Source organism: Ruegeria sp. AL7 (genome assembly GCF_056536105.1).
Window position 1 is genome coordinate 105,447 of sequence record NZ_JBQFJF010000002.1, and the last position, 26,531, is coordinate 131,977.

Annotated in this window: 24 protein-coding genes; 23 read left to right on the forward strand and 1 reads right to left on the reverse strand. The window is 59.5% G+C overall.

Translation table 11 applies throughout. From position 1 onward, the window contains the following. The first annotated feature begins 13 nt into the window (after nucleotides 1–13). The gene (locus tag ACR3E2_RS17710; RefSeq protein WP_480484316.1) at nucleotides 14–1,120 is read left to right on the forward strand and encodes a Hint domain-containing protein; all 1,107 of its coding nucleotides are present in this window, start codon (nucleotides 14–16) and stop codon (nucleotides 1,118–1,120) included. A 28-nt stretch (nucleotides 1,121–1,148) separates the two neighbouring features. On the opposite strand, the gene ACR3E2_RS17715 is transcribed toward ACR3E2_RS17710, so the two are convergent. Beyond that, the gene (locus ACR3E2_RS17715; RefSeq protein ID WP_480484315.1) at nucleotides 1,149–2,345 is read right to left on the reverse strand and encodes an NnrS family protein; all 1,197 of its coding nucleotides are present in this window, start codon (nucleotides 2,343–2,345) and stop codon (nucleotides 1,149–1,151) included. A 243-nt stretch (nucleotides 2,346–2,588) separates the two neighbouring features. Here ACR3E2_RS17715 and ACR3E2_RS17720 point away from each other — a divergent pair, with 243 nt between their 5' ends. From ACR3E2_RS17720 to napA, 22 genes are all read left to right on the forward strand, one after another. Further along, complete coding sequence (locus tag ACR3E2_RS17720; protein WP_480484314.1) at nucleotides 2,589–4,265, forward strand: cytochrome D1 domain-containing protein; 1,677 nt, start codon at nucleotides 2,589–2,591, stop codon at nucleotides 4,263–4,265. Between the two features lie 124 nt (nucleotides 4,266–4,389). Continuing rightward, nucleotides 4,390–6,177 (forward strand): NapC/NirT family cytochrome c, encoded by a 1,788-nt coding sequence (locus tag ACR3E2_RS17725; RefSeq protein WP_480484313.1) that lies wholly within the window; start codon nucleotides 4,390–4,392, stop codon nucleotides 6,175–6,177. A 54-nt stretch (nucleotides 6,178–6,231) separates the two neighbouring features. Beyond that, entirely contained in the window at nucleotides 6,232–6,633 is a 402-nt protein-coding gene (locus ACR3E2_RS17730; protein ID WP_480484312.1) for a cupredoxin domain-containing protein, read from the forward strand. 201 nt (nucleotides 6,634–6,834) lie between these two features. Next, on the forward strand, nucleotides 6,835–7,596 hold the full coding sequence (gene cobA / locus ACR3E2_RS17735; protein ID WP_480484311.1) for a uroporphyrinogen-III C-methyltransferase: 762 nt from the start codon (nucleotides 6,835–6,837) through the stop codon (nucleotides 7,594–7,596). Further along, a complete protein-coding gene (locus ACR3E2_RS17740; protein ID WP_480484310.1) occupies nucleotides 7,589–7,972 on the forward strand; it encodes a c-type cytochrome in 384 nt (127 codons plus the stop codon). The genes cobA and ACR3E2_RS17740 overlap by 8 nt, the downstream gene beginning before the upstream one ends. After that, complete coding sequence (locus tag ACR3E2_RS17745) at nucleotides 7,969–9,114, forward strand: cytochrome D1 domain-containing protein (RefSeq protein ID WP_480484309.1); 1,146 nt, start codon at nucleotides 7,969–7,971, stop codon at nucleotides 9,112–9,114. Before ACR3E2_RS17740 ends, ACR3E2_RS17745 begins: the two co-directional genes overlap by 4 nt. Before the next feature lie 3 nt (nucleotides 9,115–9,117). Next, nucleotides 9,118–10,107: a siroheme decarboxylase subunit beta gene (gene ahbB / locus ACR3E2_RS17750; RefSeq protein ID WP_480484308.1), complete on the forward strand. Its 990-nt coding sequence runs from the start codon at nucleotides 9,118–9,120 to the stop codon at nucleotides 10,105–10,107. Beyond that, nucleotides 10,104–10,553, forward strand: a complete 450-nt coding sequence (locus tag ACR3E2_RS17755) for an Lrp/AsnC family transcriptional regulator (RefSeq protein ID WP_480477381.1) — start codon at nucleotides 10,104–10,106, stop codon at nucleotides 10,551–10,553. Before ahbB (ACR3E2_RS17750) ends, ACR3E2_RS17755 begins: the two co-directional genes overlap by 4 nt. Beyond that, complete coding sequence (ahbB, locus tag ACR3E2_RS17760) at nucleotides 10,550–11,032, forward strand: siroheme decarboxylase subunit beta (RefSeq protein ID WP_480484307.1); 483 nt, start codon at nucleotides 10,550–10,552, stop codon at nucleotides 11,030–11,032. The genes ACR3E2_RS17755 and ahbB (ACR3E2_RS17760) overlap by 4 nt, the downstream gene beginning before the upstream one ends. Before the next feature lie 4 nt (nucleotides 11,033–11,036). Next, the gene (gene nirJ / locus ACR3E2_RS17765; RefSeq protein ID WP_480484306.1) at nucleotides 11,037–12,251 is read left to right on the forward strand and encodes a heme d1 biosynthesis radical SAM protein NirJ; all 1,215 of its coding nucleotides are present in this window, start codon (nucleotides 11,037–11,039) and stop codon (nucleotides 12,249–12,251) included. Between the two features lie 91 nt (nucleotides 12,252–12,342). After that, the gene (locus tag ACR3E2_RS17770) at nucleotides 12,343–13,851 is read left to right on the forward strand and encodes a cytochrome D1 domain-containing protein (protein WP_480492744.1); all 1,509 of its coding nucleotides are present in this window, start codon (nucleotides 12,343–12,345) and stop codon (nucleotides 13,849–13,851) included. Next, nucleotides 13,808–14,071, forward strand: coding sequence for a hypothetical protein (locus ACR3E2_RS17775; protein WP_209507042.1), 264 nt, complete (start codon nucleotides 13,808–13,810; stop codon nucleotides 14,069–14,071). The genes ACR3E2_RS17770 and ACR3E2_RS17775 overlap by 44 nt, the downstream gene beginning before the upstream one ends. 546 nt (nucleotides 14,072–14,617) lie before the next feature. Next, entirely contained in the window at nucleotides 14,618–16,795 is a 2,178-nt protein-coding gene (locus ACR3E2_RS17780; protein WP_480484304.1) for a 4Fe-4S binding protein, read from the forward strand. Between the two features lie 14 nt (nucleotides 16,796–16,809). Then, nucleotides 16,810–18,717 (forward strand): TAT-dependent nitrous-oxide reductase, encoded by a 1,908-nt coding sequence (gene nosZ, locus ACR3E2_RS17785; protein ID WP_480484303.1) that lies wholly within the window; start codon nucleotides 16,810–16,812, stop codon nucleotides 18,715–18,717. A 2-nt stretch (nucleotides 18,718–18,719) separates the two neighbouring features. Then, nucleotides 18,720–19,976 (forward strand): nitrous oxide reductase family maturation protein NosD, encoded by a 1,257-nt coding sequence (locus ACR3E2_RS17790; protein WP_480484302.1) that lies wholly within the window; start codon nucleotides 18,720–18,722, stop codon nucleotides 19,974–19,976. Next, nucleotides 19,966–20,859: an ABC transporter ATP-binding protein gene (locus ACR3E2_RS17795; protein ID WP_480484301.1), complete on the forward strand. Its 894-nt coding sequence runs from the start codon at nucleotides 19,966–19,968 to the stop codon at nucleotides 20,857–20,859. The genes ACR3E2_RS17790 and ACR3E2_RS17795 overlap by 11 nt, the downstream gene beginning before the upstream one ends. Further along, nucleotides 20,856–21,677 (forward strand): ABC transporter permease, encoded by an 822-nt coding sequence (locus ACR3E2_RS17800; RefSeq protein WP_480484300.1) that lies wholly within the window; start codon nucleotides 20,856–20,858, stop codon nucleotides 21,675–21,677. Before ACR3E2_RS17795 ends, ACR3E2_RS17800 begins: the two co-directional genes overlap by 4 nt. Further along, the gene (locus ACR3E2_RS17805; RefSeq protein ID WP_480484299.1) at nucleotides 21,674–22,189 is read left to right on the forward strand and encodes a nitrous oxide reductase accessory protein NosL; all 516 of its coding nucleotides are present in this window, start codon (nucleotides 21,674–21,676) and stop codon (nucleotides 22,187–22,189) included. The genes ACR3E2_RS17800 and ACR3E2_RS17805 overlap by 4 nt, the downstream gene beginning before the upstream one ends. Then, on the forward strand, nucleotides 22,186–23,079 hold the full coding sequence (locus ACR3E2_RS17810) for an FAD:protein FMN transferase (protein WP_480484298.1): 894 nt from the start codon (nucleotides 22,186–22,188) through the stop codon (nucleotides 23,077–23,079). Before ACR3E2_RS17805 ends, ACR3E2_RS17810 begins: the two co-directional genes overlap by 4 nt. A gap of 148 nt (nucleotides 23,080–23,227) precedes the next feature. Beyond that, nucleotides 23,228–23,743 (forward strand): ferredoxin-type protein NapF, encoded by a 516-nt coding sequence (gene napF, locus ACR3E2_RS17815; protein ID WP_480484297.1) that lies wholly within the window; start codon nucleotides 23,228–23,230, stop codon nucleotides 23,741–23,743. After that, on the forward strand, nucleotides 23,740–24,033 hold the full coding sequence (locus tag ACR3E2_RS17820; protein ID WP_267363554.1) for a chaperone NapD: 294 nt from the start codon (nucleotides 23,740–23,742) through the stop codon (nucleotides 24,031–24,033). The genes napF and ACR3E2_RS17820 overlap by 4 nt, the downstream gene beginning before the upstream one ends. After that, the gene (gene napA / locus ACR3E2_RS17825; protein ID WP_480484296.1) at nucleotides 24,030–26,522 is read left to right on the forward strand and encodes a nitrate reductase catalytic subunit NapA; all 2,493 of its coding nucleotides are present in this window, start codon (nucleotides 24,030–24,032) and stop codon (nucleotides 26,520–26,522) included. The genes ACR3E2_RS17820 and napA overlap by 4 nt, the downstream gene beginning before the upstream one ends. Nucleotides 26,523–26,531 lie beyond the last annotated feature (9 nt).

The following is a 26,531-nucleotide window of genomic DNA, read 5'->3' on the forward strand; positions in this document are numbered from 1 at the left end:
TTGATGGGCAAAAATGGCGAACTATTCCTATATCGGTTATACACCCGGTGTCATCACGGTGAATACGATTGGGCCGGACACGGTTACGTTGGATGTCAATTTTGATCCCGACACGGATCGTCGTTTGTTCAGCGTGACTGACGCAGCCGGTGGTTTTATTCAAAACGGCGGCGGACCACCTATCCCCGATACAGGGAATGTTTTCAACGGTGACCGCTTTGACAACGAAGACGGTGATGACCTGACGCAGACCGGTACTATCACCACCCTCGATGGTTCGACCACCTTTCTAAGCGGCCCAATATACCTGGAAGAATCCTACGTTCTGTCCAAACCAGGCGGGGGCACAATTACTGTATATCGCGTCGAAGTTGACGGCGTATTGGGCGGCTATATTACCTCTGAACCTCTTGTGCCCGGTACGACCTACTCGATGAACATCGTGAACGTCACGCCGACCAATGCGCCCGACACAACTGACCCGGCTGCCATCATTGACGTGCCGTGCTTTACTGCCGGAACACTTATTATGACGCCAGAAGGTCCGATGCCCATCGAGGATCTGAAGGTGGGTGACATGGTCATGACTGCCGACAACGGGTCACAACATGTACGTTGGATCGGAACGCGGCATCTGGATCAAGCGGCGCTTCGCGCCCGTCCCAGGCTGAAACCCATTCGGATCGAGGCCGGTTCATTAGGCGATCGGGTACCACGGCGCGACCTGCTTGTTTCGCCACAGCACCGTATGCTGGTTCGATCCCGGATCGCCGTCAGAATGTTTGACACCGAAGAAATCCTTGTTCCGGCCCACATACTTGTTGCCAGCCCCGGAATCTGTGTCGCAGACGAAACCGTGTCAGTCACGTATTTCCATTTGCTGTTCGACCGTCATGAAATCATCTACGCGGAAGGGGCCCCGTCAGAGAGCCTGTTCACTGGTGCGCAGGCCCTGTCCAGCGTTCACCCTGACGCCCGAGAGGAGATCTTCACTCTGTTTCCGGAACTGGCTGAACCGGGGCACGTCCCTCAGGCTGCGCGGCAAATACCCGCAAAAGGAAGACGCGCACGCGCGCTCGTCCAGCGTCACGTCAAGAACGAACGCCCCTTGATATCCTGAAACGGCAAGCCGCGGCGAAACGAACGGGTCAGCCCTGCTTTGTTGCGCGCGGGCCTGTCAGCGCCGGCCACATGGCAAACAGGTACAACCCAATTGCGGCAATCCAAAGCCCGTCAGCCGTCAGCATGGCCACCATATAGCCACCTGCCAGCCCGGACCCCAGCCAGCGGACCAAAGCCGCCGCCGCCATAAGTCCGTATCCGACCGCCATAGGCGACGGTGCAACAAGGGGGCGGCCACTGTGGCCAAGGGCGGCGCGGCTCATGACGGCAAGGGTCATGCCACCAACGCACCCGATCCCCAAAATGTGCAGCGCGCCGATCTCATTACCATATCCGATGACGGCAGACCCCCACAGCAACAACCCAAGGGCCAGCATCATCAGGCCCAGGTGCAAAGCAATCAGGATCGGCTGCCGCAGCGCCCAACCCGCTCTCCACCGTGCCATGCGCATCAGCTGGGCGCCGCCCAGCAACAACGCGCAGATACCCGCCAAGGAAACACTGCCCAAGCTCAGCACCAACAACGGCAGCACAAGGGCAAGCGCCATCACGGCCTTTTCCAGCGGCGCATTTGAAACCGGCCACAGGGCTTCGGGTACACCGTCGCGTTTCATTGCATTGCGCGTAAAGGCTGGTGTGATCCGTCCCCCCAGTATCGCTATCATAGAACACAAGGTCAGCAGCCCTGCGCGCACCCCGGTATTCAACGTGTCTGTGGTGATACCAATCCATTCCAGATGAACCATCAGGTTGGCCACCCATACCAAACTCAGGAGATACAGAAATATCATGTTCTGTGGCTTGGGCCTGCGTATCAGCTGGCTGGCAATCTTCAGGACAAGGATCGGGACAAAGCTCAGGTCGACAATCGCGACGGTGATCAGAGAGAGCGATCCTGAAAACCACACCGCCAGCCGCCCCGCCATCCAGATCAGCGCTACAATCGTGACAAAGCGCGCGCGCACTTCGGGCGTGCCGGTCCAGTTCGGAACTGCCGTCAGAAAGAACCCACCCAGTGCTGCCGTTGCATAGCCAAAAATCATCTCATGGGCATGCCACATGACCGGGGGCATTCCATAACTTTGCTCGTCATAAGGTAAAAGCCCATCCAGTGAGGCCAGCCAAACACCCCAGGCGACACCGGCAAACACACCATAAAGACCGGCGGAAAGGAAAAATATCCGAAATCCTTCGCTGAAAATGCGCGATATTGCAGATGACATGCCTGCTCTCCATGGCTCATCTTATCGTTCAACAAGCAGTACCGTCCGACGGGATTGGGGCACTTAACCGAAATCAAGACGCCATAAACATGTGTGAAAAAAACAGGTTTTATTGGTGAAATCTGCACCTGGTTTTTGTCCAAAGAACAAAGTTAGCGCCGCGCCCGTTGACTTTGGTCAAGGATGACAATCCCGTGATGGATCAGTCTCCGCATTGCCTCACCACGCAAATGGAGAGTGATCATGTCACTTGGAATCAGCTACAACAAGACCGGCCGCGCATTTGGGGTCGGATTGGCAATGTTGTTGGGCAGCGTCGCTGCTCCAGCTTTTGCCGACGAGCCAACACTTAGCGACGAAGCCTTTGAAGCTTCGAAACAACTGTACTTTGAACAATGTGCAGGCTGCCACGGGGTTTTGCGCAAAGGCGCTACCGGTAAAAACCTGGAACCGCATTGGAAGAAGACCGCAGCCGACGGCACCGTAACCGAAGGCGGCACCCTGAAACTGGGTCAGGAACGCCTTGAGAAAATCATCGCCTGGGGAACTGAAGGCGGGATGAACAACTTCTCGGACATCATGTCTGAGCAGGAAATCAAGGATATGGCGACATACATCATGATGGAGGCCCCAAAGCCGCCTGAAATGTCGCTGGAACAGATGAAGGCAACCCGCAAGGTTTACGTCGAAGAAGCAGACTACCCGACCGAGCCGCTTCACGGCCGCAACTGGGAAAACTTCTTTGTCGTCATCGAACGCGATGTGGGCAAGGTTGCCGTCATCGACGGTGACACGAAAGAAGTGCTGACGCATATTCCGACCGGCTATGCCGTGCACGTCCTGAAGGCTTCGGAACATCACAACATCACCGAACCCGAAACACCTGGACGTTTCTGGTACACAATGGGCCGTGACGGCAAGATGACCAAGATCGACCTCTGGCAAACGCCGGACAAGATGCTGGTTTCGGAAGTCAAGATCGCCTATGACGCGCGCGATGTCGCCGTGTCCGGTGACGGCAAATACGTCATCGGTGGTGGGTACTGGCCGCCTCACTTTGCGATCGTTGATGCGCAGACCATGGAGCCGGTCAAAGTCGTTTCGACCCGTGGCACAAACGTAGATGGTGAGTATGTGGAAGAAGCCCGTGTGGCCGCTATCTACACCACGCCGAACGAACCCACCTGGATCGTTGCCGTGAAAGAGCTGGGTCAGCTTTGGCAGGTTGACTACACCGACCTCGACAACTTGCGGATTGACAAGATCAACTCGGCCAAGTTCCTGCATGACGGGTTCTTCGACCCGACAGGCCGGTACTTCCAGATCGCGGCAAACGCATCGAACAAGATGGTCGTTGTCGATACCGAAACGCACAAGCTTGAGGCTATGATCGACACCGCTGCCCTGCCGCACCCCGGCCCGGGCGCGAACTGGATTGACCCGAACTGCGGACCTGTGGCGGGCACAACCCATCTGGGTGTCGGTACCGTGACAGTCTGGGGCAACGACCCAGAAGGCCACCCGGATCAGGCGTGGAAAACCTGTTACGAGGTGGAAACCGACGGCCCCGGCCTGTTTGTCCGCACCCACCCGAACTCGGATTACATCTGGGCTGATCAGACCAAACACCCCGAGCCGGAAATTCAACAATCGGTTCAGGTCATCTCGAAAGAGACCGGCGAGATCGTGAAAACCATCCAGATCACCGAAGACGAAGGCAGCGCCGCTGTTCACTTCGAATTCAACGCCGATGGTACCGAGGTCTGGGTTTCCAAGTGGAACCTGTCGGACTCGAAGGAACCCAACGGTCAGATTGTGATCTTCGACGCCAAGACATTGGAAGAGATCGGTCGGATTGACGGACTTTACGCGCCAACCGGCAAGTTCAATGTCCACAACCGGTCGAACCACGTCACCTGAGGGGTTCGCAACCTAAACCGGAAAGGGCGGGCCCCTCGCCCGCCCTTTCCTCGTTTGACAGATCCGCCAAACTCACCGGCCTGCCACCCAAGGCCAGACAAGACAGCCAAAACGGAGCCCGGATATGACTTCCGAACCGGATAAGAAAAAACCGATCTGGCGCCGGTATTTCCTGTGGGGAATGCCCGTGGCCGGTATTGCTGCGGCTTTCGCCGCCGGCATCATCTTCTGGGGTGGGTTCAACACCGCCATGGAAGCCACGAATACCAAGGAATTCTGTGTCTCGTGCCACGAGATGCGAGATTTTGTTTATGCGGAATACCAGGGCACGATCCACGACGTGAACCGGTCGGGCGTTGGTGCGGTCTGCTCGGACTGTCACGTGCCCAAGGACTGGACCCACAAAATCATCCGCAAAATAAAAGCCTCGAAAGAGCTTTATGGAAAGATGGTCGGCACCATCAACACCCGAGAGAAATTCGAAGCCAAGCGCATTCATCTTGCCATGAATGAGTGGGAGAGGATGAAATCAACGGACTCGCGTGAATGTCGAAACTGCCATGACTTTGAATCGATGATGCCTGAATTCCAGCGTCCGCGTGCACGTCAGCAGCACCTGAACGCAATGGAAACCGGTCAGACATGTATCGACTGCCACAAGGGCATTGCACACTCGAACATCCGAGGCCGCGCATCCGACGAATATCTGGAAGAGCTTGAAGCGCCAAATCCGGCCTTCATTCGACCAATTCCGCCAGAATACCTTGCCAGCCTTGAACGGATCGAAGCCAAGGAAGCTGCCGAGGCCGAGGCTGAGAAAGCTGCAAAGAAAGCCCAGCAGGAGGCCGTTCAGGCCCAGATTGCGGCAGCAGTTGACGCCGCTGTCGCGGAAGAGCGGGCAGCGGCTGCAACCGATGGTTCGGCAACACCTGCCAGCAGTGAAAGCGGCGATGTCGGTGCCAACATCGACTGGAATGCGGTGGCCAGTGCGGACTTGAAACTGTTCTATCCAGGCCAGGCGTCGTTTGAATGGGTGCAGAACGGAAAAACCCATGGCGGGGCCCGTCCGCTGACCAAAGGTGGCGATCAATGTTCGACCTGTCATGCCAAGGAACTGGATGCGATTGGTAACAAGATCGTTGCCGGTGGCGAGTTGGAACCCACTCCGATCCCCGGCAAACGCGGTGTGATCGACGCAACCGTTCAGGCGGCACATGATGACGAAAACCTGTACATCCGTCTGCAATGGCCGGATGCGGGGCACAACCCTGCTCCGTTTGTCGATGGCGGCAAAATGGATCCTGAAAACCAGATCAAGGTCGCTATGATGATCACCGGAACCGGTATCGAGCTGGGCGATCAGGTCGGGTGCTGGGCGTCGTGCCACGCCGACAACACCTATATGCCCTTTGCGCCTGAGGCCGATGCAATTGCCGCAAACGGGGATGTTTCCGGTCGCCTGACCGCTCAGGACACCGTGACCAAGTACCTCAGCGAAAGCCGCACCGAGATCGAGATCAAAGGTCGAGGCGGCAAGGCTTTGGGCGGTTGGGACAAGTTGCAGGCCGCCGAACAAATCGAGCAGTATCTGGCTGACGGTACCTATCTTGACCTGATGCGTGTCTACGCGGACGGCAGTGCCACAAATGGTTATCTGCTGGAACAGCGGGTGGTCAATGATGGTGAGATTGCAGCCTCGGCAAACCTGTCTGGTGGCATGTGGACGGTTGTTTTCACACGTCCGCTGAACTCAGGCGCACCCGGCGATGTTCCGCTGGAGGCCGGTCAAACCTATACGGTCGGTTTTGCAATCCATGATGATTTTGCCGCCGCACGGTTCCACCACGTAACGCTGGATACCAGCCTAGCGCTGGACGATGACAGCGCGTTTATCAACGTGGTCAAGCAATAACAGTTTGGGGCCGGTTCTCCCGGCCCCAATTACTTTGGAAAGGAGACATGGACCATGAAACCCCACCGCCTTCTTCCCGCGCTGCTGCTTCTTGCCGCGCCAGCCTGGTCTGATGAAACCGCCGAGATCTGCGCCGAAGCCGAAGAACGTTATGTCGAGCTGTTCGGCCACCCCTCGGCCTCGGTCGAGGACGCCAAAGTGGTTTTGATGTACAACTACAATTTCTGCCCGTTCGAACTGACCGTAAAGGCAGGTACAACTGTCCGATGGGTGAATGTCGACAAGCGCACCAGCCACAGTGTGTTGCTGAAAGATGGCAGCGAACCCGAAAGCGACCGGTTGTTCCCGGAAGAAACGGTCGAAATGACCTTCCTGACACCCGGCCCTCAGGATTATCTCTGCGGGCCCCATTGGGAGACACAGAACATGATCGGGATGATCACTGTCGAGCCCTGATTTTAGGTGTACTTACAGGCTGAATTGAGGGGCGCGGGCGCAAATCCCGCGCTCCTTAACTTATGTCAAGGAGGTTGGTTTTCGATTGCGCCAATCTGCCTTCATGACACGCCCGGCCTACCCAGCAACGTCCCGCAAAAGCATTGGATTCGCGCAGGAATACCCGGGTTTCGAAGACATTCAGACCCAGCGAGTTTGAACATGAGCGGTAAGGTTTTTCTGATTGGTGCAGGCCCCGGCGACCCCGAACTGATGACGCTGCGTGCCCTGCGAATGCTGCAGGAAGCAGATGTGGTGGTCTATGACAGGCTGGTGTCTGCTGATATCCTGAATCTGCACGCCGAAGGCGCGCGGCTGATCCCTGTTGGGAAAGCGCCCAAATGCCACACCGTCCCACAGGACCGGATCAACGAAATCCTTCTGGAAGAGGCCAGCGCAGGTCACACGGTCGCCCGTCTGAAAGGTGGCGATCCGATGATCTTTGGCCGCGGCTCGGAAGAAGCCGCTTATCTGATGGCCCATGGCGTGGCAGTCGAATACGCACCGGGGATCACGGCGGCGCAGGGCGCGTCCTGCTCGACCGGCGTGCCACTGACCCATCGCGGTCTGGCCACCTCGGTTCAATATGTTACCGGACACCGGCAGGCAGACAAAGTGCTGGATCTGGACTGGAAACGCCTGGCCGACCCGGACACGACACTGGTGGTCTATATGGGTGTGGCCAATATCGGCCAGATCGCCATGGGGCTGATGACCGAAAACCTACCGGGATCAACACCGGTTCTGGCCATCGGAAATGCGACGACACCCGATGAACGCCGGCTGGTGTCACGGCTGGACCAATTGGCCAACGACGTGCGCACCTCCGGGTTGAAGGCACCAACGCTTTTCATCATCGGCAAAGTTGTCTCACTCTACGCCGAACAGCCCGTGGCGAACATTCTGGAACGGGCTCATGGCTAAGCTAGGGTGCAGAAATCGTGTGCCGCGTCCCGCGCCGAACAGAAATGTGCCCGGCCACAAGGGGTGGGTTGCCCGAACCTTTCTGACAACTGCGGTTCTGGCCGCAACGTCCGCCTTTGCTGCCGATGTCATTGATCCCAACGCACTGAAAAGACTTGTGCATCAGGATTGCGGCTCGTGCCACGGGTTATCACTGAAAGGCGGCCTGGGGCCTGATCTGCGCTCGAAAACACTGGAGCATTATGACGCCGAGGTTTTGACCGGCGTCATCCTTGACGGCATCCCCGATACGGCGATGCCCCCGTGGCGGCCCCTGATCAGCGAAGAAGAGGCCGAATGGATTGCCCGATACCTGCTGGAACAGGAGGCACAATGAAACACCTTATCCTCAGCCTTGCGGCGACATTGATGATGACCACGGCCCAGGCCGAGCCGATGGCAACAGGAGACCTTGGGCTGGTGATCGAACGTGCCAGCGGATCGGTCCTGTTGGTGGACCAGTCCGACCGTGCAGCTCTGGCCCGGATAGAAGGATTGGGCGATCTGTCCCACGCCTCGTTGGTCTATTCACCGGATGAACGTTTTGCCTATGTCTTTGGCCGCGACGGAGGCCTGACCAAGGTTGACATTGTCACCCGCCAGATCGTGAACCGTGTTGTGCAGTCCGGAAACGCCATTGGCGGCGCAATCTCGGACGATGGCGCCCTTGTAGCGGTATCGAATTACGAACCCGGCGGTGTGCGCGTGTTTGATGCGCAAACGCTGGAGATGGTGGCTGACATTCCCACCGGCAGCAAAACGATTGGTCTGGTCGACGCGCCGGGTCGCCGTTTCGTTTTCACAATGTGGGACACGGGTGAGACATGGATCGCGGATTTCGCACAAGGCGCGCCCGAGATCACCAAGATCCCCGATATCGGCAAGAACCCTTATGACGCGCTGATCACTGCCAATGGCCGCACCTATATCACCGGCCTGTTTGGCGAGGATGGTCTGACCGCGCTTGATCTGTGGTCCGACAACCCGGAACCGATCCGCGTTCTACCCGGCTATGGCCGTGGTCAGGAGGAAATGCCGGTCTACAAGATGCCCCATCTGGAAGGTTGGGCGCTGACAGGGTCCGAATTTGCCTTGCCCGCCGTTGGCCACCACGAGGTTTTGTGGATCGACTCCACCACCCTGACCGAGACCGGACGCACGCAAACCTACGGACAGCCGGTCTTTGCCATGGCCCGCCCGGACGGGCGGCAGGTCTGGGTTAACTTTGCCCACCCGCTGAACGATACCATTCAGGTCATCGATACCGTCAGCAAACAGATCATCCACGAATTCAAGCCCGGCCCGGCCGTTTTGCACATGGAATTCACGCCGCGCGGGCACGAGGTTTGGATCAGTGTGCGCGATGCGAACAAGGTCATGGTTTATGACACGCATAGTTTTGAAAAGCTGCGCGAGATCGAGGCCGAAAGCCCTTCGGGTATCTTCTTTACCGCGCGTGCGCACAAGACGGGTCTGTAAGTCATGCAACACATTACAGACCCGATCGACCGCCGCTTGCTGGATGAATTTCAGCGCGATTTCCCGGTGATCGAACGCCCGTTTCAGGTTCTTGGAAACGCACTTGGACTTGACGAAAGCGAAGTCATCCACCGCCTTTCAAGAATGCGCACTACGGGTCGCATCACGCGGGTTGGCGCAACCATCACGCCCGGCGTGGTGACGGCCAGTACGCTGGCGGCAGTGTCCGTCCCGGAGGAGCGGCTGGAAGAGGTCGCCGCCCTGATCGACGCCGAACCGGGTGTAAACCACAATTATCAGCGTGAGGATACCTGGAACCTCTGGTTCGTTGCAACCGGCCCGGATCGGGCGCATGTGGATGCTACCCTCGCACGGATCAGCCGGGTCACCGGGCTGCGGGTGCTGGATTTGCGGCTGGTGCGCCCTTTCAACGTTGATCTTGGGTTCCGCATGATCGGCGGGGTCAAAACCGTGCCTACAGCACGCCAGGTGGATGCAACTGCGATGCGCGAGGGTGATCGGTGTCTACTGCAGACGCTGAGTTCGGGACTGTCTCTGGTCGCTGAACCCTATGCAGATTTGGCACATTCACTGAACCGGGACGTTGATGATGTGATGGCGCGAGTCATCGCGTTGCATTCGGCCGGTATCATCTCGCGGCTGGGCGTCATCGTACGTCACCGGGCGCTTGGCTGGTCGGCCAATGCGATGGTGGTCTGGGACCTGCCGGCAGAGCAGATCGACATCGCTGGCCCCGCTTTGGCCGCTTTCCCAGGGGTGACCTTGTGTTACGAGCGCAACCCGGTGCCCGATGTGTGGCCATATCGCCTGTATTCCATGATCCACGCGCGGTCCCGCAGCGAAGCTTTGGACGTACTGGCCCGTGCGACGACCCTGTCCGAACTGACAGGTGCACGGAACAAGGTTCTGTTCTCTACCCGCTGTTTCAAGCAGACCGGTGCACTGATTCAAACCAAAGAGGTCGCCGCATGACGCTGGACCAAACTGACCGTGCGATCCTGAACCGTATGCAGGACGATCTGCCACTGGTTTCACATCCTTACGCAACAGTCGCCAAAGAACTTGACCTGTCCGAGGCCGAATTGCTGGCGCGCCTGACGCGCATGAAAGAGACACGCGTCATCACACGTTTTGGGCCGTTCTTCGATGCCGCTGCAATGGGCGGTGCCTTCTGCCTCTGCGCGATGGCCGTTCCAGCCGGGGAATTTGAAGCCGTCGTGACCAAAGTCAATGCACACCCCGAGGTCGCCCATAATTATGAACGCACGCACCGGCTGAACATGTGGTTCGTACTGGCCACTGAAACGCCCGAAGGAATCAGGGCCACAGCCGATGCAATCGAACGGGAAACGGGGATCGAGGTTCTTTGTTTCCCCAAACTTCAGGAATTCTACATCGGCTTTCGGGTGGCGGCATGATCGACGCAACAGACAGACAGATTATCCAAGCGCTACAGGGCGGATTGCCTCTGGTTTCTGCCCCATATGCTCAGGTTGCTGATGATCTGGGGATGCAGGAAGCCGATCTGCTTGAGAGGCTGTCAGCCCTCAAAGCGCGCGGCGTAATCCGCCGCATCGCGGCCGCCCCCAACCACTACAAGCTTGGCATGACCTCGAACGGCATGACTGTCTGGGATGTCGAAGATGACCGCATCGCCGAATTGGGCGCTCAGATCGGTGCTCTACCCTTTGTCACCCATTGCTATGAACGCCCGCGCGCCCTGCCCGACTGGCCCTACAATCTGTTTGCCATGGTTCACGGATCGGATCGGGATGAAGTCGAGGAAAAACGCGCCCAGATCACTATGATCCTGGGTGATGCCTGCCGGGCCAAGGATATCCTCTATTCCACGCGCATCCTGAAAAAGACCGGGCTGCGCCTGAAAAAGAAAGGCTGAGACGATGTTCCGCCTGACCGAATACATGCACCAGCTGGTCAAACCGACCCCGGTGCGAAAACGCCGCCCCGGTCCTGTGAAACCGGTTGTAATCTGGAACCTGACGCGGCGCTGCAATCTGAAGTGTCGTCATTGCTACACCGTCTCGGCGGATGTTGCGTTCCCGGGCGAGCTCAGCCACGAGCAAGCCATGGTAACCCTTGAGGATCTGGGCCAGTTTCGCGTCCCGGCCCTGATCCTCTCGGGTGGGGAACCACTGGACAGGTTCGATTTCTTCGACATTGCCAAACGTGCGCGCGACATTGTGCCGATGCTGGCGCTGTCGACCAACGGGACACGCATTCATGATGAAACAGCCGACATGATTGCCGACGTTGGTTTCAACTACGTTGGCATCTCGTTGGATGGGATCGGGGCCACGAATGACTGGTTCCGCGGTGTTGAAGGGGCTTTTGCCGACGCCCTGCGCGGTGTGCGCGAATGCAAGAGGCGCGGCATCAAGGTTGGCTTGCGGTTCTGCCTGACCGAAGGCACGCAGCATCACCTGCCGGACCTGCTTCAGCTATGCGATGACGAGGGCGTCGACAAGTTTTACCTGTCGCACCTGGTTTATGCCGGGCGTGGTGACAAAAACCGTGGTGAAGATGCCGAGCATCAGCGCACCCGCAAGGGAATGGATCTGCTGTTGGAGCGCGCGTGGGAGGCTGCCTCGGGCGGTCGCCCGCTGGACATCGTAACCGGCAACAATGACGCAGATGCGGGGTATTTTCTGAACTGGATTCGTGCGCATTTCGACGTTGACAAGGCTGCGCATGTCCGCGAGCATCTGGCCGCTTGGGGAGGAAATTCCAGCGGTTTGGGTGTGGCCAATATCGATAATCTGGGCCGGGTCCATCCTGACACCTACTGGTCTGATTACACAGTCGGCAACGTCAAGACGACATCGTTTTCCGAGCTTTGGACCAGCGACGATCCGATGCTGGCCATGCTGCGCACGCGTCCGCGCCCCCTCAAGGGGCGCTGTGGGGCCTGTGAGCTAAAGGATGTCTGCGGTGGCAACACCCGCATCCGGGCCCTGCAACTGACCGGTGATCCCTGGGCCGAAGATCCGGCCTGTTACCTGACAAACGAAGAAATCGGTGTTGACGACGCAGGCGAGCGTCTGCGGGTCACGCCGTTCCGGGGGAAAAGCCATGATCCGGCGCATCAGTTCTTTTGATCCTGTCTGCTTTGAGCCTTCGACATGGGCGCCAGAGACACGTAACGGAGCCTCCGGCGGGAGTATTTTTGAAAAGATGAAGGTCGTGTTGATGTGTTCTGGACTGGGCGCCGGTGGTGCCTGGGCGGATGCACCAACGGATTATGCCGAGCATTGTGCGTCCTGCCACGGTGAAAACCGCCTGGGCGGTGTGGGTCCGGCACTGATCCCAGAGACGCTGCAGCGCATGCGTGGGCCGCGTATCGCGGCGGTGATTGCGGAAGGGCGCGCGGCGACGCAAATGCCTGCTTTCTCGCACGAACTCGATGCTTTGCAGATTGAAGAGCTGGCCGGCTGGTTGAAATCACCGCTGGAAACCGACCCCGAATGGGGCGAGGCCCATATTATGGACAGCCGCACGCTGGATGACGGTTATGTCCCGGTTGATGCGCCAGTGTGGTCAAGTGACCCGATGAACATCACCCTGGTGGTCGAAACCGGGGATCATCATGTCAGCGTGCTGGATGGTGACACGTTTGAGGTTTTGGACCGGTTCGAGACACCCTTCGCGGTTCACGGCGGGCCGAAGTTCAGCCCGGATGGGCGTTACGTTTTCATCATGTCCCGGGATGGCTGGGTTCAGAAATACGACATCTGGGCCCTGCAACAGGTGGGGCGCGTACGGGCGGGGCTTAACAGCCGAAACATCGCAATGTCCGGTGACGGCAAGTGGCTGGCCGTTGCGAATTATCTGCCAAACAGTCTGACCCTGCTGTCGACCGAAGACCTGTCGGTGGCAAAAGTCATTGCGATCAAAGGAAAAGCGGGGAAATCCAGCCGCGTATCCGCGGTGTATCAGGCCCCCCCGCGCGAGAGCTTTGTTCTGGCGCTCAAGGATGTTCCCGAGATCTGGGAGGTCTTTTACGGAGCCAACCCGCCGCAATCCGGGTTGGGTCACGACTTCCGCATCGAAGGGCAGTTCAAGAACCCTGACCCCTTCCCGGTGCGCAAGATCACCACGCCCGACTATCTGGACGATTTCTTTTTCGATCAAAGCTATGAATACGTCATGGGTGCCGCGCGCGATGGCAAGGGCGGACAGGTGATCGACCTTGTTATTGGGCACAAGGTGGCCGATCTGGACTTGCCGGGGATGCCGCATCTGGGCTCGGGAATTACGTGGAAACATGGCGATACGACCGTTATGGCCACACCGCATCTGACCGACGGCACGGTATCGGTGATCGACATGGAGACTTGGGAAACCGTCAAGCGGATCAAGACCGAAGGGCCGGGCTTCTTCATGCGGAGCCATGAAAATTCGCCTTACGTCTGGGCCGATGTCTTCTTTGGCCCCAACAAGGATGCCATGCATGTGATCGACAAGCAAAGTCTTGAAATCGTAAGGACTTTGCGCCCTGCCCCGGGCAAGACCGTGGCACATGTCGAGTTCACAAAGGATGGCCGCCACGCGCTTGTATCAATCTGGGAAGATGACGGCGCGGTGATCGTTTATGATGCGCAGACGCTGGAAGAAGTGCGCCGCCTGCCGATGCGTAAACCGTCTGGGAAGTACAATGTCTGGAACAAAATCACCTTCTCGGAAGGCACCAGCCACTGAAGGCAAATGGCCGGTCTGGAAACTGGCCATTCTGCTTTATCCAGCCACCATGTTGACCGTGGCCATCAACCTGTTTCTGGCCGGGCTGATCCTGCATAGCGCCGGTTTCGGGGTGATTGGACCGGTTCCGGCAATCCTTTGGTCAATACCTTTAGGCATACCCGCGTCCTGGTTGGCGGGGCGATGGGTGCGTGGGTTGATGGACGAAGCGGACGGCTGAAGGGAAATTCTAAAGGCCTGACGAAAGTCAAGTATCGGACAGGGAAAACCGCCTACGACTCGGGAAAGAATACCGAGTTGGATTCTCCATGCCTGCCTTTAACTCCTTCCACACCCTCCCTGTTCGCGCATTACGCGCGGCGTGTGGACTGGCAGGTATTTTCCTTCTGTTGTTGCAAATGCTTGGCCCGGTTCTGGCGAGTCCCGGTGAGAGCATGTGGGTGGAGATCTGCTCGGAGGCGGGCGCGGTCTGGGTTCAAGTTGACCTTGAAGAAGAAGGCGACAACGATCCAACCGCGCCCTGCCCGAAATGCGCGGACTGTGCGCTTTGTGCGGTGACGGTGTCAGCACCGATGCCGGGCGCTTTGCAGCCCGCAAGCGTCGTAAATGTTCAAAATGTACGCTTTGAACATGGGGGGCAGTGCATTTTGTACAGCCCCAAACACCTGTGGCCCGAAACCCGGGGGCCCCCGTTCACGACCCAAGAAGAATCTGAACGCGCCCCGCGCGCGTCCATGGCGTCCACCCAATTGATCGGAGGTGCGCCGTGGTCGTAAGTCGCGCAATCCATTTCCTTCTGGCCCTCGTTCTGTCCTGCAGTGTTGCAATCAGTGCGCACGCCGACAGTCTTGCCAGCTTTCTTCCCGACATTGATCCGGCTGACCTGGCACCGGGCGCCGACGCGTTTGGCCCGGTACGCAGCGACGTTAAGGTTGCTCCGGTCCTTCGGGGTGGCGAAACCATCGCGTGGGCTTTTCTGACTTCGGACTTTGTCGGTACGACCGGCTATTCCGGCAAACCCATTCACGTGGTTGCCGCCATCGACGCAGACGCTGTTTTGACCGGTGTTCAGCTGGTCAAGCATTCCGAACCCATCGTGCTGATCGGCATTCCCAATTCCCGGATGGTCGAACTGACCGAAGGCTATGCGGGCCTTGACCTGAAACGAGAGGCCGAAACCGGGGGTGAGGGGCATGACCTCGACATTATCTCGGGCGCGACCGTGACGATCATGGTGATCGATGACAGCCTTGTGCGCGGAGGGATCAAAGTGGCCCGCGCGCTGGGGCTGGGCGGATTGTCTCCGGTGCAGGCTGGAGGTCCGAAGCGCGAAGTCGATATGGCGCAGGATGCGGTTTACGACTGGACCACATTGTCGGGAGACGGCTCGGTCCGGCGCATGACGCTGGATGTCGGGCAGGTCAATGCCGCCTTTGAAGCCACCGGGGATCAGCGCGCGATCAAGCGCCCCGAACCGGGCGAGCCGGATGACACCTTCATCGACATGCACATGGCGCTTGTTTCGGTCCCGTCTATCGGCAAGTCGCTGCTGGGTGAGGCTGAATACCAGAACCTGACCAACTGGCTGGACGAGGGCGAACAGGCCATTCTGGTTCTGGGGCGCGGGGCCTATAGTTTCAAGGGATCGGGCTATGTCCGGGGTGGGATCTTTGACCGGATTCAGCTGATCCAGGGCGACAGCTCGGTGCGGTTCTTTGACAAGCAGCAGCGCCGTCTGGGTGAGGTTGCCGCGCCAGATGCCCCCAGCTTTACCGAATTGGATATCTTCAAGATTCCCGCTGATGCCGAGTTTGACCCGGCCGAGCCGTTCCGCCTGCAATTGCTGGTGCAGCGTGCCGTCGGGGCGGTTGAAAAGACCTTTCTGACCTTCGATCTGGGATACAAACTGCCGGAACAGTACCTGTTGCCCGTCACCGCGCCTTCGGTCGTGGATGATGCAACAGGCGAAGCGGCCGCCAAGGCCGCCCTGTGGCAGCGCATCTGGAAGGATCGCACCGTCGAGATCGCCGGGCTTGGTGTCATGCTGCTGGTGCTGACGGCCACGTTCTTCTTCCAGTTCCACGCCACGATGAATGCGCGCGTCTTCTACTGGTTCCGCATCGGGTACCTGACGATAACCCTGTTCTTCATCGGCTGGTATGCCAATGCACAGCTGAGCGTGGTGAACCTGATGGCGCTGGCGGGCAGTTTGCGCACGGGGTTCTCGTGGGATGCGTTCCTGCTGGATCCGCTGGTCTTTATCCAGTGGTTTGCCGTGGCCGCCTCCCTTCTGTTCTGGGGTCGCGGTGCCTATTGCGGCTGGCTGTGCCCGTTTGGCGCACTTCAGGAGCTGACCAACAAGATCGCACGGGCGCTGAAAGTGCCGCAATGGACTTTGCCATGGGGTCTGAACGAGCGGCTGTGGCCTGCGAAATACATGATCTTTCTGGGTCTTTTTGGCCTGAGTTTCGTGTCGATCCCGCTGGCCGAGCAATATGCCGAGATCGAACCGTTCAAGACCGCGATCATTCTGAAATTCATGCGCGACTGGCCGTTTGTGGTCTTTGCGCTGGTCCTGCTGGGGATCGGGCTGTTCGTTGAGCGGTTCTATTGCCGCTATCTTTGCCCGCTGGGCGGAGCGCTGGCGATCCCTGCCCGTATCCGCATGTTCGACTGGCTGCGCCGCTACAACGATTGTGGCACGCCCTGTCAGACCTGCGCCAATGAATGCCCCGTTCAGGCGATCCACCCCACCGGTGAGATCAATCCGAACGAGTGCGTCACCTGCCTGCATTGTCAGGTGCTCTATCAGTCCGAGGACAAATGTCCCGTCGTTATCCGCCAACTGAAACGGCGGGCCAAGACCGGGTCGGTCACACCTAAGACCCCCCTCGGGCAACCACCGGCGAACCATCCGAACGCCAAACCGAAAACCGTTTCCTAAAAGGAGGAACGACCATGTCGGACCAAGAAAACAAACTGAACATCACGCGCCGCGGTATGCTGGGGGCCACTGCCACCGGTGCCGTCATCGCCGGGACCGGTCTGGGATCGACCCTGATGACCGCGAAAGAGGCCAGCGCTGCCGCCAAGCAGCATCTGGAGCCGGGCGAGCTGGACGAATATTACGGCTTCTGGTCGTCGGGCCAGACCGGCGAGCTGCGCATTCTGGGCGTGCCGTCCATGCGCGAGCTGATGCGGGTGCCGGTGTTCAACCGCTGTTCGGCCACGGGCTGGGGCCAGACCAACGAGTCGCTGAAGGTTCTGACCGAAGGCCTGCTGCCTGAAACCAAGGAATTTCTGGCCGCAAACGGCAAGGTCACCTATGACAACGGCGACCTGCACCACCCGCATATGTCGTTCACCGACGGCACCTATGATGGCCGTTATCTGTTCATGAACGACAAGGCCAACACCCGCGTGGCCCGTGTGCGCTGTGACGTGATGAAATGCGACAAGATCATCGAGATCCCGAACGCGCATGACATCCACGGCCTGCGTCCGCAGAAATTCCCGCGCACCGGCTATGTCTTTGCCAACGGTGAGCACGAGGCCCCGCTGGTCAATGACGGCCAGATCCTTGATGATCCGTCACAATATGTGAACATCTTTACTGCCATCGACGGCGACACCATGGAAGTTGCATGGCAGGTGATGGTGTCGGGTAACCTCGATAACACCGACTGCGACTATCAGGGCAAATACGCCTTCTCGACCTCGTATAACTCGGAAATGGGTATGAACCTGGCCGAGATGACCGAGAACGAGCTGGACCATGTGGTCGTGTTCAACCTCAAAGGTATCGAAGAAGCCGTAGCGGCCGGGAACTATCAGGAACTGAACGGCGTCAAGGTCGTGGACGGGCGTAAAGAGGCGGGTGGAAACCTGACCCGGTACATCCCGATCCCGAACTCGCCACACGGTGTGAACGCAGCACCCGACAAGAAACACATCATGATCAACGGCAAGCTGTCGCCGACTGTATCCGTGATCGATGTGGAAAAGGTCGATGCGCTGTTCAGCGAAAACGCCGATCCGCGTTCCGCTGTTGTCGCCGAGCCGCAGCTGGGCCTTGGCCCGCTTCACACGGCATTCGACGGCAAGGGCAACGCCTATACCACCCTGTTCCTGGACAGCCAGGTGGTGAAGTGGGACATCGCCAAGGCGATCGAGGCCTATGCGGGTGCCGATGTTGACCCGATCGTCGACAAGGTCGACGTGCATTACCAGCCGGGCCACAACTCGACCTCGATGGGTGAAACTGCCGAAGCGGATGGCAAGTGGCTGATTTCGATGAACAAGTTCTCGAAAGACCGCTTCCTGAACGTGGGTCCGCTGAAGCCCGAGAATGAGCAGCTGATCGACATTTCCGGCGACAAGATGAAGGTGGTCCATGACGGCCCGACCTTTGCCGAGCCGCATGACTCGATCATTGTTCACCGGTCCAAGGTGAACCCGGTCAATGTCTGGGACCGCAACGACCCAATGTGGGAAGAGGCGCGTGCGCAGGCTGCCGCTGACGGTGTCGATCTGGACGAAGGTGCCGAGGAACCGATCCGGGATGGCAACAAGGTACGGGTCTACATGACCTCGACCGCGCCTGTGTTCAGCATGGAGAAGTTCACCGTCAAACAGGGTGACGAAGTGACCGTCTATGTCACCAACCTCGATGACGTGGATGATGTGACCCACGGCTTCTGCCTGTCGAACTTCGGTATCGCGATGGAAGTTGCACCGCAGGCCACCGCCTCGGTCACGTTCATTGCCGACCGTCCGGGCGTGCACTGGTTCTATTGCCAGTGGTTCTGCCACGCGCTGCACATGGAGATGCGCGGCCGGATGTTTGTTGAGCCGCGGAGCGCATAAACATGCGTTGGCCCCTGCTCATACCGCTCCTGCTCGGCTCGCCCCTTTGGGCGGCGGACTGGGATGTGCCCAATCGGGCGGGGGCCATCAACGAGATACTGGCGCAGGCGGCGGATGGGGACACCCTTCGCCTGAGCCCCGGCGTTTACGTCGAGCAGTTGGTTCTGGACCGGCCCGTGACCCTCGACGGGCTGGGACAGGCCACCATCGACGGCCAAGGCCAAGGCAGCGTGATCACAGTGACCGGGCCGGGCGTGACCCTGCGCGGGCTGACGGTGATCGGATCGGGATCGGACCATGACGGGATCGACAGCGGCATCCAGCTGACCAAGACGGCGCGCGCGCCGGTGGTCGAGGATAACGTGCTGCTGGGCAATCTTTACGGCATCGACATCCACGGTGCGCAGGACAGCATCGTACGACGCAACCGGATTGAAGGGCGACAGGATCGCCATATGAACGCGCGCGGCAATGGTGTCTATGTCTGGAACGCGCCGGGTGCGGTGGTTGAAGGCAATGACATCCGCTATGGGCGCGACGGGATCTTTGTGAATTCGTCCAAGAAGAACACCTTTACCGGCAACCTGTTCCGCGATCTGCGGTTTGCCGTTCACTACATGTATGCCGACGACTCGGTTGTCAGCGACAATGTCTCGATCGGCAACGATCTGGGCTATGCGGTGATGTTCACGACCAATGTGCGGGTCGCCAACAATATCTCGATCGGGGACCGCGAACATGGCGTGATGCTGAACTATGCCAACAAGAGCGTCATCACCGGCAATGTGGTGAAAGGTGCCAAGGAAAAATGCACTTTCCTGTATAACTCGAACAAGAACGAATTCACCGACAACTGGTTCGAGGGATGTGGCATCGGTATCCACTTTACCGCTGGCAGCGAACGCAACCGCATTGTTGGCAATTCATTCATCGGAAACCGGACGCAGGTGAAATATGTCTCGACCAAGTGGGTCGAGTGGTCCGAGGACGGGCGCGGCAATTACTGGTCCGATTTTGCCGCCTATGATGTGGATGGCAACGGCATCGCCGATGTCCCCTATCGACCCAATGACAGTATGGACCATGTGCTGTGGACCCAACCCGCAGCCAAATTGCTGCTCGGCTCGCCTGCCGTGCAGCTGGTGCGCTGGTCGCAATCGGCCTTCCCGGCACTGTTGCCGGGGGGTGTGATGGACAGCAACCCGTTGATGCAAGCCCCTGAACCCCCAGCTATGAAAAAGGTGCCTCATGACGGATAAGGCCCTGTCAATTGACCATGTTTGCAAGAACCGGGGGAAAACCCGCGTTCTTGACGATATCACCCTGTCCCTTGCCCCCGGTCAGCGCGTGGCGCTGCTGGGCCATAACGGCGCGGGAAAGTCGACCCTGATCAAATCCATCCTTGGCCTGACGCCCATTCGGGACGGAGCCATTCGGATCGGGGGCGCCACCCCCGGCAGCGCGCAGGCGCGGCGGGATACGGCCTATCTGCCCGAGGCGGTCTCGTTTCACCCGGCGTTGACCGGACGCGAGCAGCTGACGCTGTTTGCAAAACTGTCCGGGTCAAAAGCCGATGTGCCCGGCCTGTTGGAGCGCGTTGGCCTGAGCGACGCATTGGACCGCCGGATCGGTGCCTATTCCAAGGGGATGCGGCAGCGTCTGGGGCTGGCGCAGGTGCTGCTGGGACAGCCGAAAGTGGCGCTGCTGGATGAGCCAACATCGGGCCTGGACCCGATCTCGCGGCAGGACCTCTATGCCATTATTGACGAATTGGCCGCGCAGGGTACCGCCGTGCTGATTGCCAGCCATGCCTTGACCGAGGTTGAGGCGCGCACCGACCGGATCGCCATCATGCGCAAGGGTCGGATGGTGGCCGATGACACGCTGAACAACCTGTCGGCGCTGGCCGGTCTGCCGATCCGCCTGAAGGTGCGCGCCACCGCCAATGCGGATGCCCTGGCCGCCGAACTGGGCGGCAACCGGATCAACGGCGCATCGGTCGAGCTGCTGTGCACACCCGAAGACAAGATGGAGGCCCTGCGCCGGATCGCCGGATTGGGCGATGCGGTGGCGGATGTGGAAATGACACCGCCCAAGCTGGAGGACCTTTATCGCCACTACGCACAGGAGGAGAGGACATGACCCGCTTCCTTGCCATTTCCCGAACTGAAATGCTGATCCTGCGCCGCAACCGCTGGCTGCTGGTTGCCACGCTGATCATGGTGCTGTTCGCCTTGGCGCTGACCTTTGCGGGCAGCGCGCCCACCGGCACATTGGGTGTTGATATGCTGACCGTTTCGGTCGCGTCGATGACCACGCTGTCGGTTTACCTTGCGCCTTTGCTGGCGCTGATGATTTCCTTCGATGCCATCGCGGGCGATGTGGACCGGGGCAGCCTGTCGCTGCTGCTGTCTTATCCGGCTGGACGCGGGGAAATCCTGTTGGGCAAGTTCTGCGCCCATCTGGCCGCGCTGGCCTTTGCCATGACCGTGGGTTTTGGCACCGCAGGCGCGGTAGCCGCGTTCTTTGGTGGTGCGGGGCCGGAAAGCCTGATGGCGCTGGTGCGACTTATCCTGACCTCGATCCTGCTGGGCGCCGTGTTTCTGGCGCTTGGATACCTGCTGTCCGCTTTGGCGAGGGGCGCCACGGCGGCAGCGGGTCTGTCGGCCGGGCTTTGGCTGGTTTTTGTCGTCCTTTATGATCTGGGCCTGTTGGGGGCCGTCGTCATGGACAAGGGCGGCGCATTCACCCAATCCGTCTTTCCATGGGTGATGGTGGCCAACCCGGCCGACGCGTTCCGTTTGTGGAACATCGCCGCGACGGAAGGCGTTGCCATGGCCTCGGGCATGACCGGGGCCGCACAGGCGCTGCCGGTCTGGGCCGCACCCGCGTCGCTGCTGATCTGGCCGGTGCTGGGCTTTGCCCTCGCCCGGCTGGCTTTCCGGAGGGTGGAGCCATGAGACGCCTTGCCCTGATCGCATTGTTTGCACTGGTGGCCTGCAAGGAAGAGTTCGCCGAGGCACCTGACCCGGTCGATCTGACACCGGATGCGCTGAGCTATTTCTGTCAGATGAATGTAGCCGAGCATGGCGGCCCCAAGGGGCAGGTTCATCTGGAAGGCTATCCGGCCCCGTTGTTTTTCGCGCAGGTGCGGGACATGGTGGCCTATCTGAAAAGCCCCGAGCGCGATGCGGATATCACTGCCATATATGTCAGCGATATGGGCGTCGCGCCAAGCTGGCGGCAGCCGGGGATTTCGAACTGGATCGCCGCGGATGGTGCGACTTTTGTCGTTGGTGCCGATGTGGCCGGCGGCATGGGGGCGCGCGAAGTGGTGCCCTTTGCTGATCCTGCCGATGCGCAGGTTTTCGCGGAGACCTATGGCGGGACCGCGATGCGCCTGCCCGACATTCCCGACGCCGAAGTGCTTGGCCCTGTCGATCTTGATCTGACATTGGAGACCCCCGTATGACCGCCCTGTCCCGTCGCCGTTTTCTGATCATTTCAGCTGCCTGTGCGGCCACCCCGGCCATGGCTTCGGACGCGCATTGGCGCGGCACAGCCCTTGGGGCTGCGGCCAGCCTGCGGCTGGTTGGGCTGGCGGATGTCGAGGCCGCACCGATCATTGCCGCCGTCGAGGGTGAGGTGACCCGGCTGGAGGATATCTTCAGCCTGTACCGTCCGCAGTCACAGCTGAGCCGCCTGAACCGCGACGGTGTTTTGACCGCACCCGCGCCTGAGCTGTTGGAGGTATTGAGCCTGAGCAGTGCGCTGCATCAGGCCTCCGGCGGCGCTTTCGATCCCAGCATTCAGCCCCTGTGGTATGCTTTGGCAACAGGGGCAGGCCCCGGAGATCTGGCTGCCGCCCGCGCTGCTGTGGGTTGGGAACGGGTGTTTTTCGATGCTGCGTCGGTGCGGCTGCCGGTGCCGGGCCAGTCGGCCCTGACGCTGAACGGAATCGCCCAAGGAGCGATCACGGATCGGATCGCCGCGCTGCTGCGTGGCTTTGGTTTGCGTGATGTTCTGGTCGATATGGGAGAGGTTGCCGCCTTGGGTTCGCGAGGCGACGGCACGCCCTGGAAAGTCGGGTTGGTCGCGCCGGACCAGCGGGTTTTGAAACGGGTCGCGCTGCGTGACCGCGCGGTCGCGACATCATCGTCGCTGGGGACGCAGCTGGGACAGGGTTTGGGCCACATCATCACCCCGGACGGGCCTGCAAACCGGGACAGAACGGTTTCGGTTTCTGCCCCTGACGCGGTGATCGCAGATGGGCTGTCTACTGCGATATGCGCGGCGCCCGAAAGCCAAGTAGCTGAAATCTTGAGATATTTTATCGGAGCCCGTGTCGAGCTGAATGTATGACGCATGGTCGCAAATCTCAGGTGGGTCAGGAAAATTCACCAAGAACATGATATTCGCGAAAAACATGATATAGGTCAATTCGTGCGCTGCTTCGCGCAGCTAGGAAGTAAGGACGCGAACCAATCTATCCACACTCGAGTCGCCAGCCATGAGCCAGTTGACCAGCAGACGCGCTTTTCTGAGCGCACGTATCCTACGGGAGGATCCTGATGCGATCCGACCGCCGGGTGCGGGCGTGACAGGCTTTGCCGATCTGTGCACAGGCTGCGAAGACTGCGCCGGGGCTTGCCCGGAAGAGATCATCACATTCGACAACAGCGGCTTTCCGGTTCTGGATCTTTCCGCAGGCGGCTGCACCTTATGCGGTGCATGTGCCGAGGTTTGCCCGACCCCGGCGTTGTTGCCCGAGCGTGTGACCGAGTGGCCGTGGCGCGCACGGATCGAGGCTGCAAGCTGCCTGTCGATGAACGGGGTAAGCTGCCGCCTGTGTCAGGACACTTGCGAACAGGAAGCCATCCGCTTTCGCCTGCAATTGGGCGGGCGGGCTGAACCAGCGCTTGAAACCGAAACCTGCATCGGATGCGGCACATGTTCTGCCGCCTGCCCCGCCGGGGCCATCACGATGCACCGCCCCGCCCCTTTGCACCCGGAGGTGACCCAATGAATATCTGTGGCTGTCTTGTCCACATCGCCCCCGATCACACCGACGCCGCACGCGCGGCGATGACCGGCACCGATGGCGTCGAGCTTCATGCCGAGGCCGAGGATGGCCGGTTCGTCGTGGTTGTCGAGGATACAGCCGACCGGCTGGCCTCGGAAACCATCATGGATCTGCACCAGATCCCCGGCGTGATCTCGCTATCGCTGACCTATCACCATTTCGAAGATCCCGCGGAGGCTGCTCCGCGTCCTGATGCTCCAAGCCAACCGTCCAGCAGGAGGCCCATGCAATGACCATCTCTGAATCCCGTCGTACATTTCTGAAAGCGTCCGCAGCGGCTGCCACGGCCTCGGCTGCCGGCATTCCAATGGCCGCTGGTTCGGCCAGCGCCCAGGCCGCCGCGCCCGATATCCGCTGGGACAAGGCCGCCTGCCGGTTCTGCGGCACGGGCTGTTCGGTTCTGGTGGGCACCAAGGATGGCCGCGTAGTCGCCACGCAGGGCGACCCGGATGCGCCGGTCAACCGGGGTCTGAACTGTATCAAGGGCTATTTCCTGTCCAAGATCATGTATGGCAAGGACCGCTTGACCACGCCGCTTTTGCGCAAAACCAACGGCGAATATGACAAGAATGGCGAGTTTGAGCCGGTCAGCTGGGACGAAGCCTTTGACGTCATGGCTGCCAAGTGGAAAGAGGCGCTGGCCAAGAAAGGCCCGACCAGCGTGGGTATGTTCGGTTCCGGTCAGTGGACCGTCTGGGAAGGTTATGCGGCGGCCAAGATGATGAAGGCCGGGTTCCGGTCGAACAACATCGACCCCAACGCGCGTCACTGCATGGCGTCGGCCGTGGTCGGCTTTATCCGTACCTTCGGCATCGACGAGCCGATGGGCTGCTATGACGACCTTGAGCACGCAGATACGTTTGTTCTGTGGGGGTCGAACATGGCCGAGATGCACCCGATCCTGTGGTCGCGTCTGACCGATACGCGCCTGACCAAGCCGGGATGCGAAGTGCATGTTCTGTCGACCTTCGAGCACCGTTCGTTCGAGCTGGCCGACAATGGCATGGTGTTCAACCCGCAGACCGATCTGGCGATCCTGAACTACATTGCCAATTACATCATCCAGAATGGCGCGGTGAACGAAGAGTTCGTCAAGAACCACGTCAACATCACCAAGACCGCCACCGATATTGGTTATGGCCTGCGCGACAATCATCCGCTGCAACAAGAGGCCGCGAACCCCAATGTCGGCAAGATGGAGCCGATCAGCTTTGAGGAATATGCCGAGGCGGTATCGGCATACACGCTGGAATACACCTCGGAGCTGTCCGGCGTTCCGGCGGACAAGCTGGAGCGTCTGGCCCAGCAATATGCCGACCCGAACCGCAAGGTCATGAGCCTGTGGACCATGGGGTTCAACCAGCATACCCGCGGGTCGTGGGTGAATTCGCTGATGTATAACGTGCACTTGCTGGTGGGCAAGATTTCCGAGCCCGGAAACTCGCCCTTCTCGCTGACCGGTCAGCCGTCGGCCTGCGGAACCGCGCGTGAGGTCGGCACTTTTGCCCACCGTCTGCCTGCCGACATGGTTGTCATGAATGACGAGCACCGCAAGATTTGCGAAACCGCCTGGAATGTGCCTGCGGGTACCATTCCGGCCAAGCCCGGCTTTCACGCCGTGCTGCAACACCGCAAGCTGAAGGATGGTGATCTGAACGCCTATTGGGTGCAGTGCAACAACAACATGCAGGCCGCACCGAATATCAACGAAGAAGGTTATCCCGGGTATCGCAACCCCGAGAATTTCATCACCGTATCAGACCCCTACCCGACCGTCACGGCCGTGTCCGCCGACCTGATCCTGCCCACCGCCATGTGGGTCGAGAAGGAAGGTGCCTATGGCAACGCGGAACGCCGCACCCAGTTCTGGCGGCAGCAGGTCAAGGCACCGGGCGAGGCCAAGTCGGACGTGTGGCAGGTGATGGAATTCTCGAAACGCTTTACCGTTGAGGAGGTCTGGGGTGAAGAGCTGCTGGCCACCATGCCGGAGCATCGCGGCAAGACCATGTACGAGGTTCTGTTTGCCAATGGCAGCGTCGACAAATTCCCGCTGTCGGAAACTGCCGAGGGCTTTGACAACGACGAATCCGAGCATTTCGGGTTCTACGTTCAGAAGGGTCTGTTCGAGGAATATGCCAATTTCGGACGCGGCCACGCGCACGATCTGGCACCGTTTGAAACCTATCACCAAGCCCGTGGTCTGCGCTGGCCGGTCGTGGATGGCAAGGAAACGCTGTATCGTTTCCGCGAAGGCTATGACCCTTATGTGCCCGAAGGTGCGGGCGTGAAGTTCTATGGCAAGAAGGATGGCAAGGCGAGCATCATCTTTGCGCCTTACGAGCCTGCGGCCGAGGAACCGGATGCGGAATATGATCTGTGGCTGTGCACCGGTCGTGTGCTGGAACACTGGCATTCGGGGTCGATGACGCGCCGTGTCCCAGAGCTGCACCGCGCCTACCCAGCGGCTGTGGTTTACATGCATCCGCAGGACGCCAAGGATCGGGACCTGCGCCGGGGTCAGGAGATTGTTCTGTCTACCCGTCGGGGCGAGGTCACCAGCCGGGTCGAGACCCGTGGGCGCAACAAGGTGCCGCGCGGTCTGGTGTTCATGCCGTGGTTCGACGAAGGCCAGTTGACCAACAAGCTGACGCTGGACGCGACCTGCCCGCTGTCGAAAGAGACCGACTTCAAGAAATGCGCCTGCAAGGTCGAGCGCGCATAGGCAACAAGG

Bases quoted from the DNA above. Each gene is read 5' to 3' on its own strand.
- ACR3E2_RS17710 (WP_480484316.1), top strand. From the start codon at position 14: ATGGCGAACTATTCCTATATCGGTTATACACCCGGTGTCATCACGGTG.
- ACR3E2_RS17715 (WP_480484315.1), bottom strand. From the start codon at position 2,345: ATGTCATCTGCAATATCGCGCATTTTCAGCGAAGGATTTCGGATATTT.
- ACR3E2_RS17720 (WP_480484314.1), top strand. From the start codon at position 2,589: ATGTCACTTGGAATCAGCTACAACAAGACCGGCCGCGCATTTGGGGTC.
- ACR3E2_RS17725 (WP_480484313.1), top strand. From the start codon at position 4,390: ATGACTTCCGAACCGGATAAGAAAAAACCGATCTGGCGCCGGTATTTC.
- ACR3E2_RS17730 (WP_480484312.1), top strand. From the start codon at position 6,232: ATGAAACCCCACCGCCTTCTTCCCGCGCTGCTGCTTCTTGCCGCGCCA.
- cobA (WP_480484311.1), top strand. From the start codon at position 6,835: ATGAGCGGTAAGGTTTTTCTGATTGGTGCAGGCCCCGGCGACCCCGAA.
- ACR3E2_RS17740 (WP_480484310.1), top strand. From the start codon at position 7,589: ATGGCTAAGCTAGGGTGCAGAAATCGTGTGCCGCGTCCCGCGCCGAAC.
- ACR3E2_RS17745 (WP_480484309.1), top strand. From the start codon at position 7,969: ATGAAACACCTTATCCTCAGCCTTGCGGCGACATTGATGATGACCACG.
- ahbB (WP_480484308.1), top strand. From the start codon at position 9,118: ATGCAACACATTACAGACCCGATCGACCGCCGCTTGCTGGATGAATTT.
- ACR3E2_RS17755 (WP_480477381.1), top strand. From the start codon at position 10,104: ATGACGCTGGACCAAACTGACCGTGCGATCCTGAACCGTATGCAGGAC.
- ahbB (WP_480484307.1), top strand. From the start codon at position 10,550: ATGATCGACGCAACAGACAGACAGATTATCCAAGCGCTACAGGGCGGA.
- nirJ (WP_480484306.1), top strand. From the start codon at position 11,037: ATGTTCCGCCTGACCGAATACATGCACCAGCTGGTCAAACCGACCCCG.
- ACR3E2_RS17770 (WP_480492744.1), top strand. From the start codon at position 12,343: ATGTGTTCTGGACTGGGCGCCGGTGGTGCCTGGGCGGATGCACCAACG.
- ACR3E2_RS17775 (WP_209507042.1), top strand. From the start codon at position 13,808: ATGTCTGGAACAAAATCACCTTCTCGGAAGGCACCAGCCACTGAAGGC.
- nosZ (WP_480484303.1), top strand. From the start codon at position 16,810: ATGTCGGACCAAGAAAACAAACTGAACATCACGCGCCGCGGTATGCTG.
- ACR3E2_RS17790 (WP_480484302.1), top strand. From the start codon at position 18,720: ATGCGTTGGCCCCTGCTCATACCGCTCCTGCTCGGCTCGCCCCTTTGG.
- ACR3E2_RS17795 (WP_480484301.1), top strand. From the start codon at position 19,966: ATGACGGATAAGGCCCTGTCAATTGACCATGTTTGCAAGAACCGGGGG.
- ACR3E2_RS17800 (WP_480484300.1), top strand. From the start codon at position 20,856: ATGACCCGCTTCCTTGCCATTTCCCGAACTGAAATGCTGATCCTGCGC.
- ACR3E2_RS17805 (WP_480484299.1), top strand. From the start codon at position 21,674: ATGAGACGCCTTGCCCTGATCGCATTGTTTGCACTGGTGGCCTGCAAG.
- ACR3E2_RS17810 (WP_480484298.1), top strand. From the start codon at position 22,186: ATGACCGCCCTGTCCCGTCGCCGTTTTCTGATCATTTCAGCTGCCTGT.
- napF (WP_480484297.1), top strand. From the start codon at position 23,228: ATGAGCCAGTTGACCAGCAGACGCGCTTTTCTGAGCGCACGTATCCTA.
- ACR3E2_RS17820 (WP_267363554.1), top strand. From the start codon at position 23,740: ATGAATATCTGTGGCTGTCTTGTCCACATCGCCCCCGATCACACCGAC.
- napA (WP_480484296.1), top strand. From the start codon at position 24,030: ATGACCATCTCTGAATCCCGTCGTACATTTCTGAAAGCGTCCGCAGCG.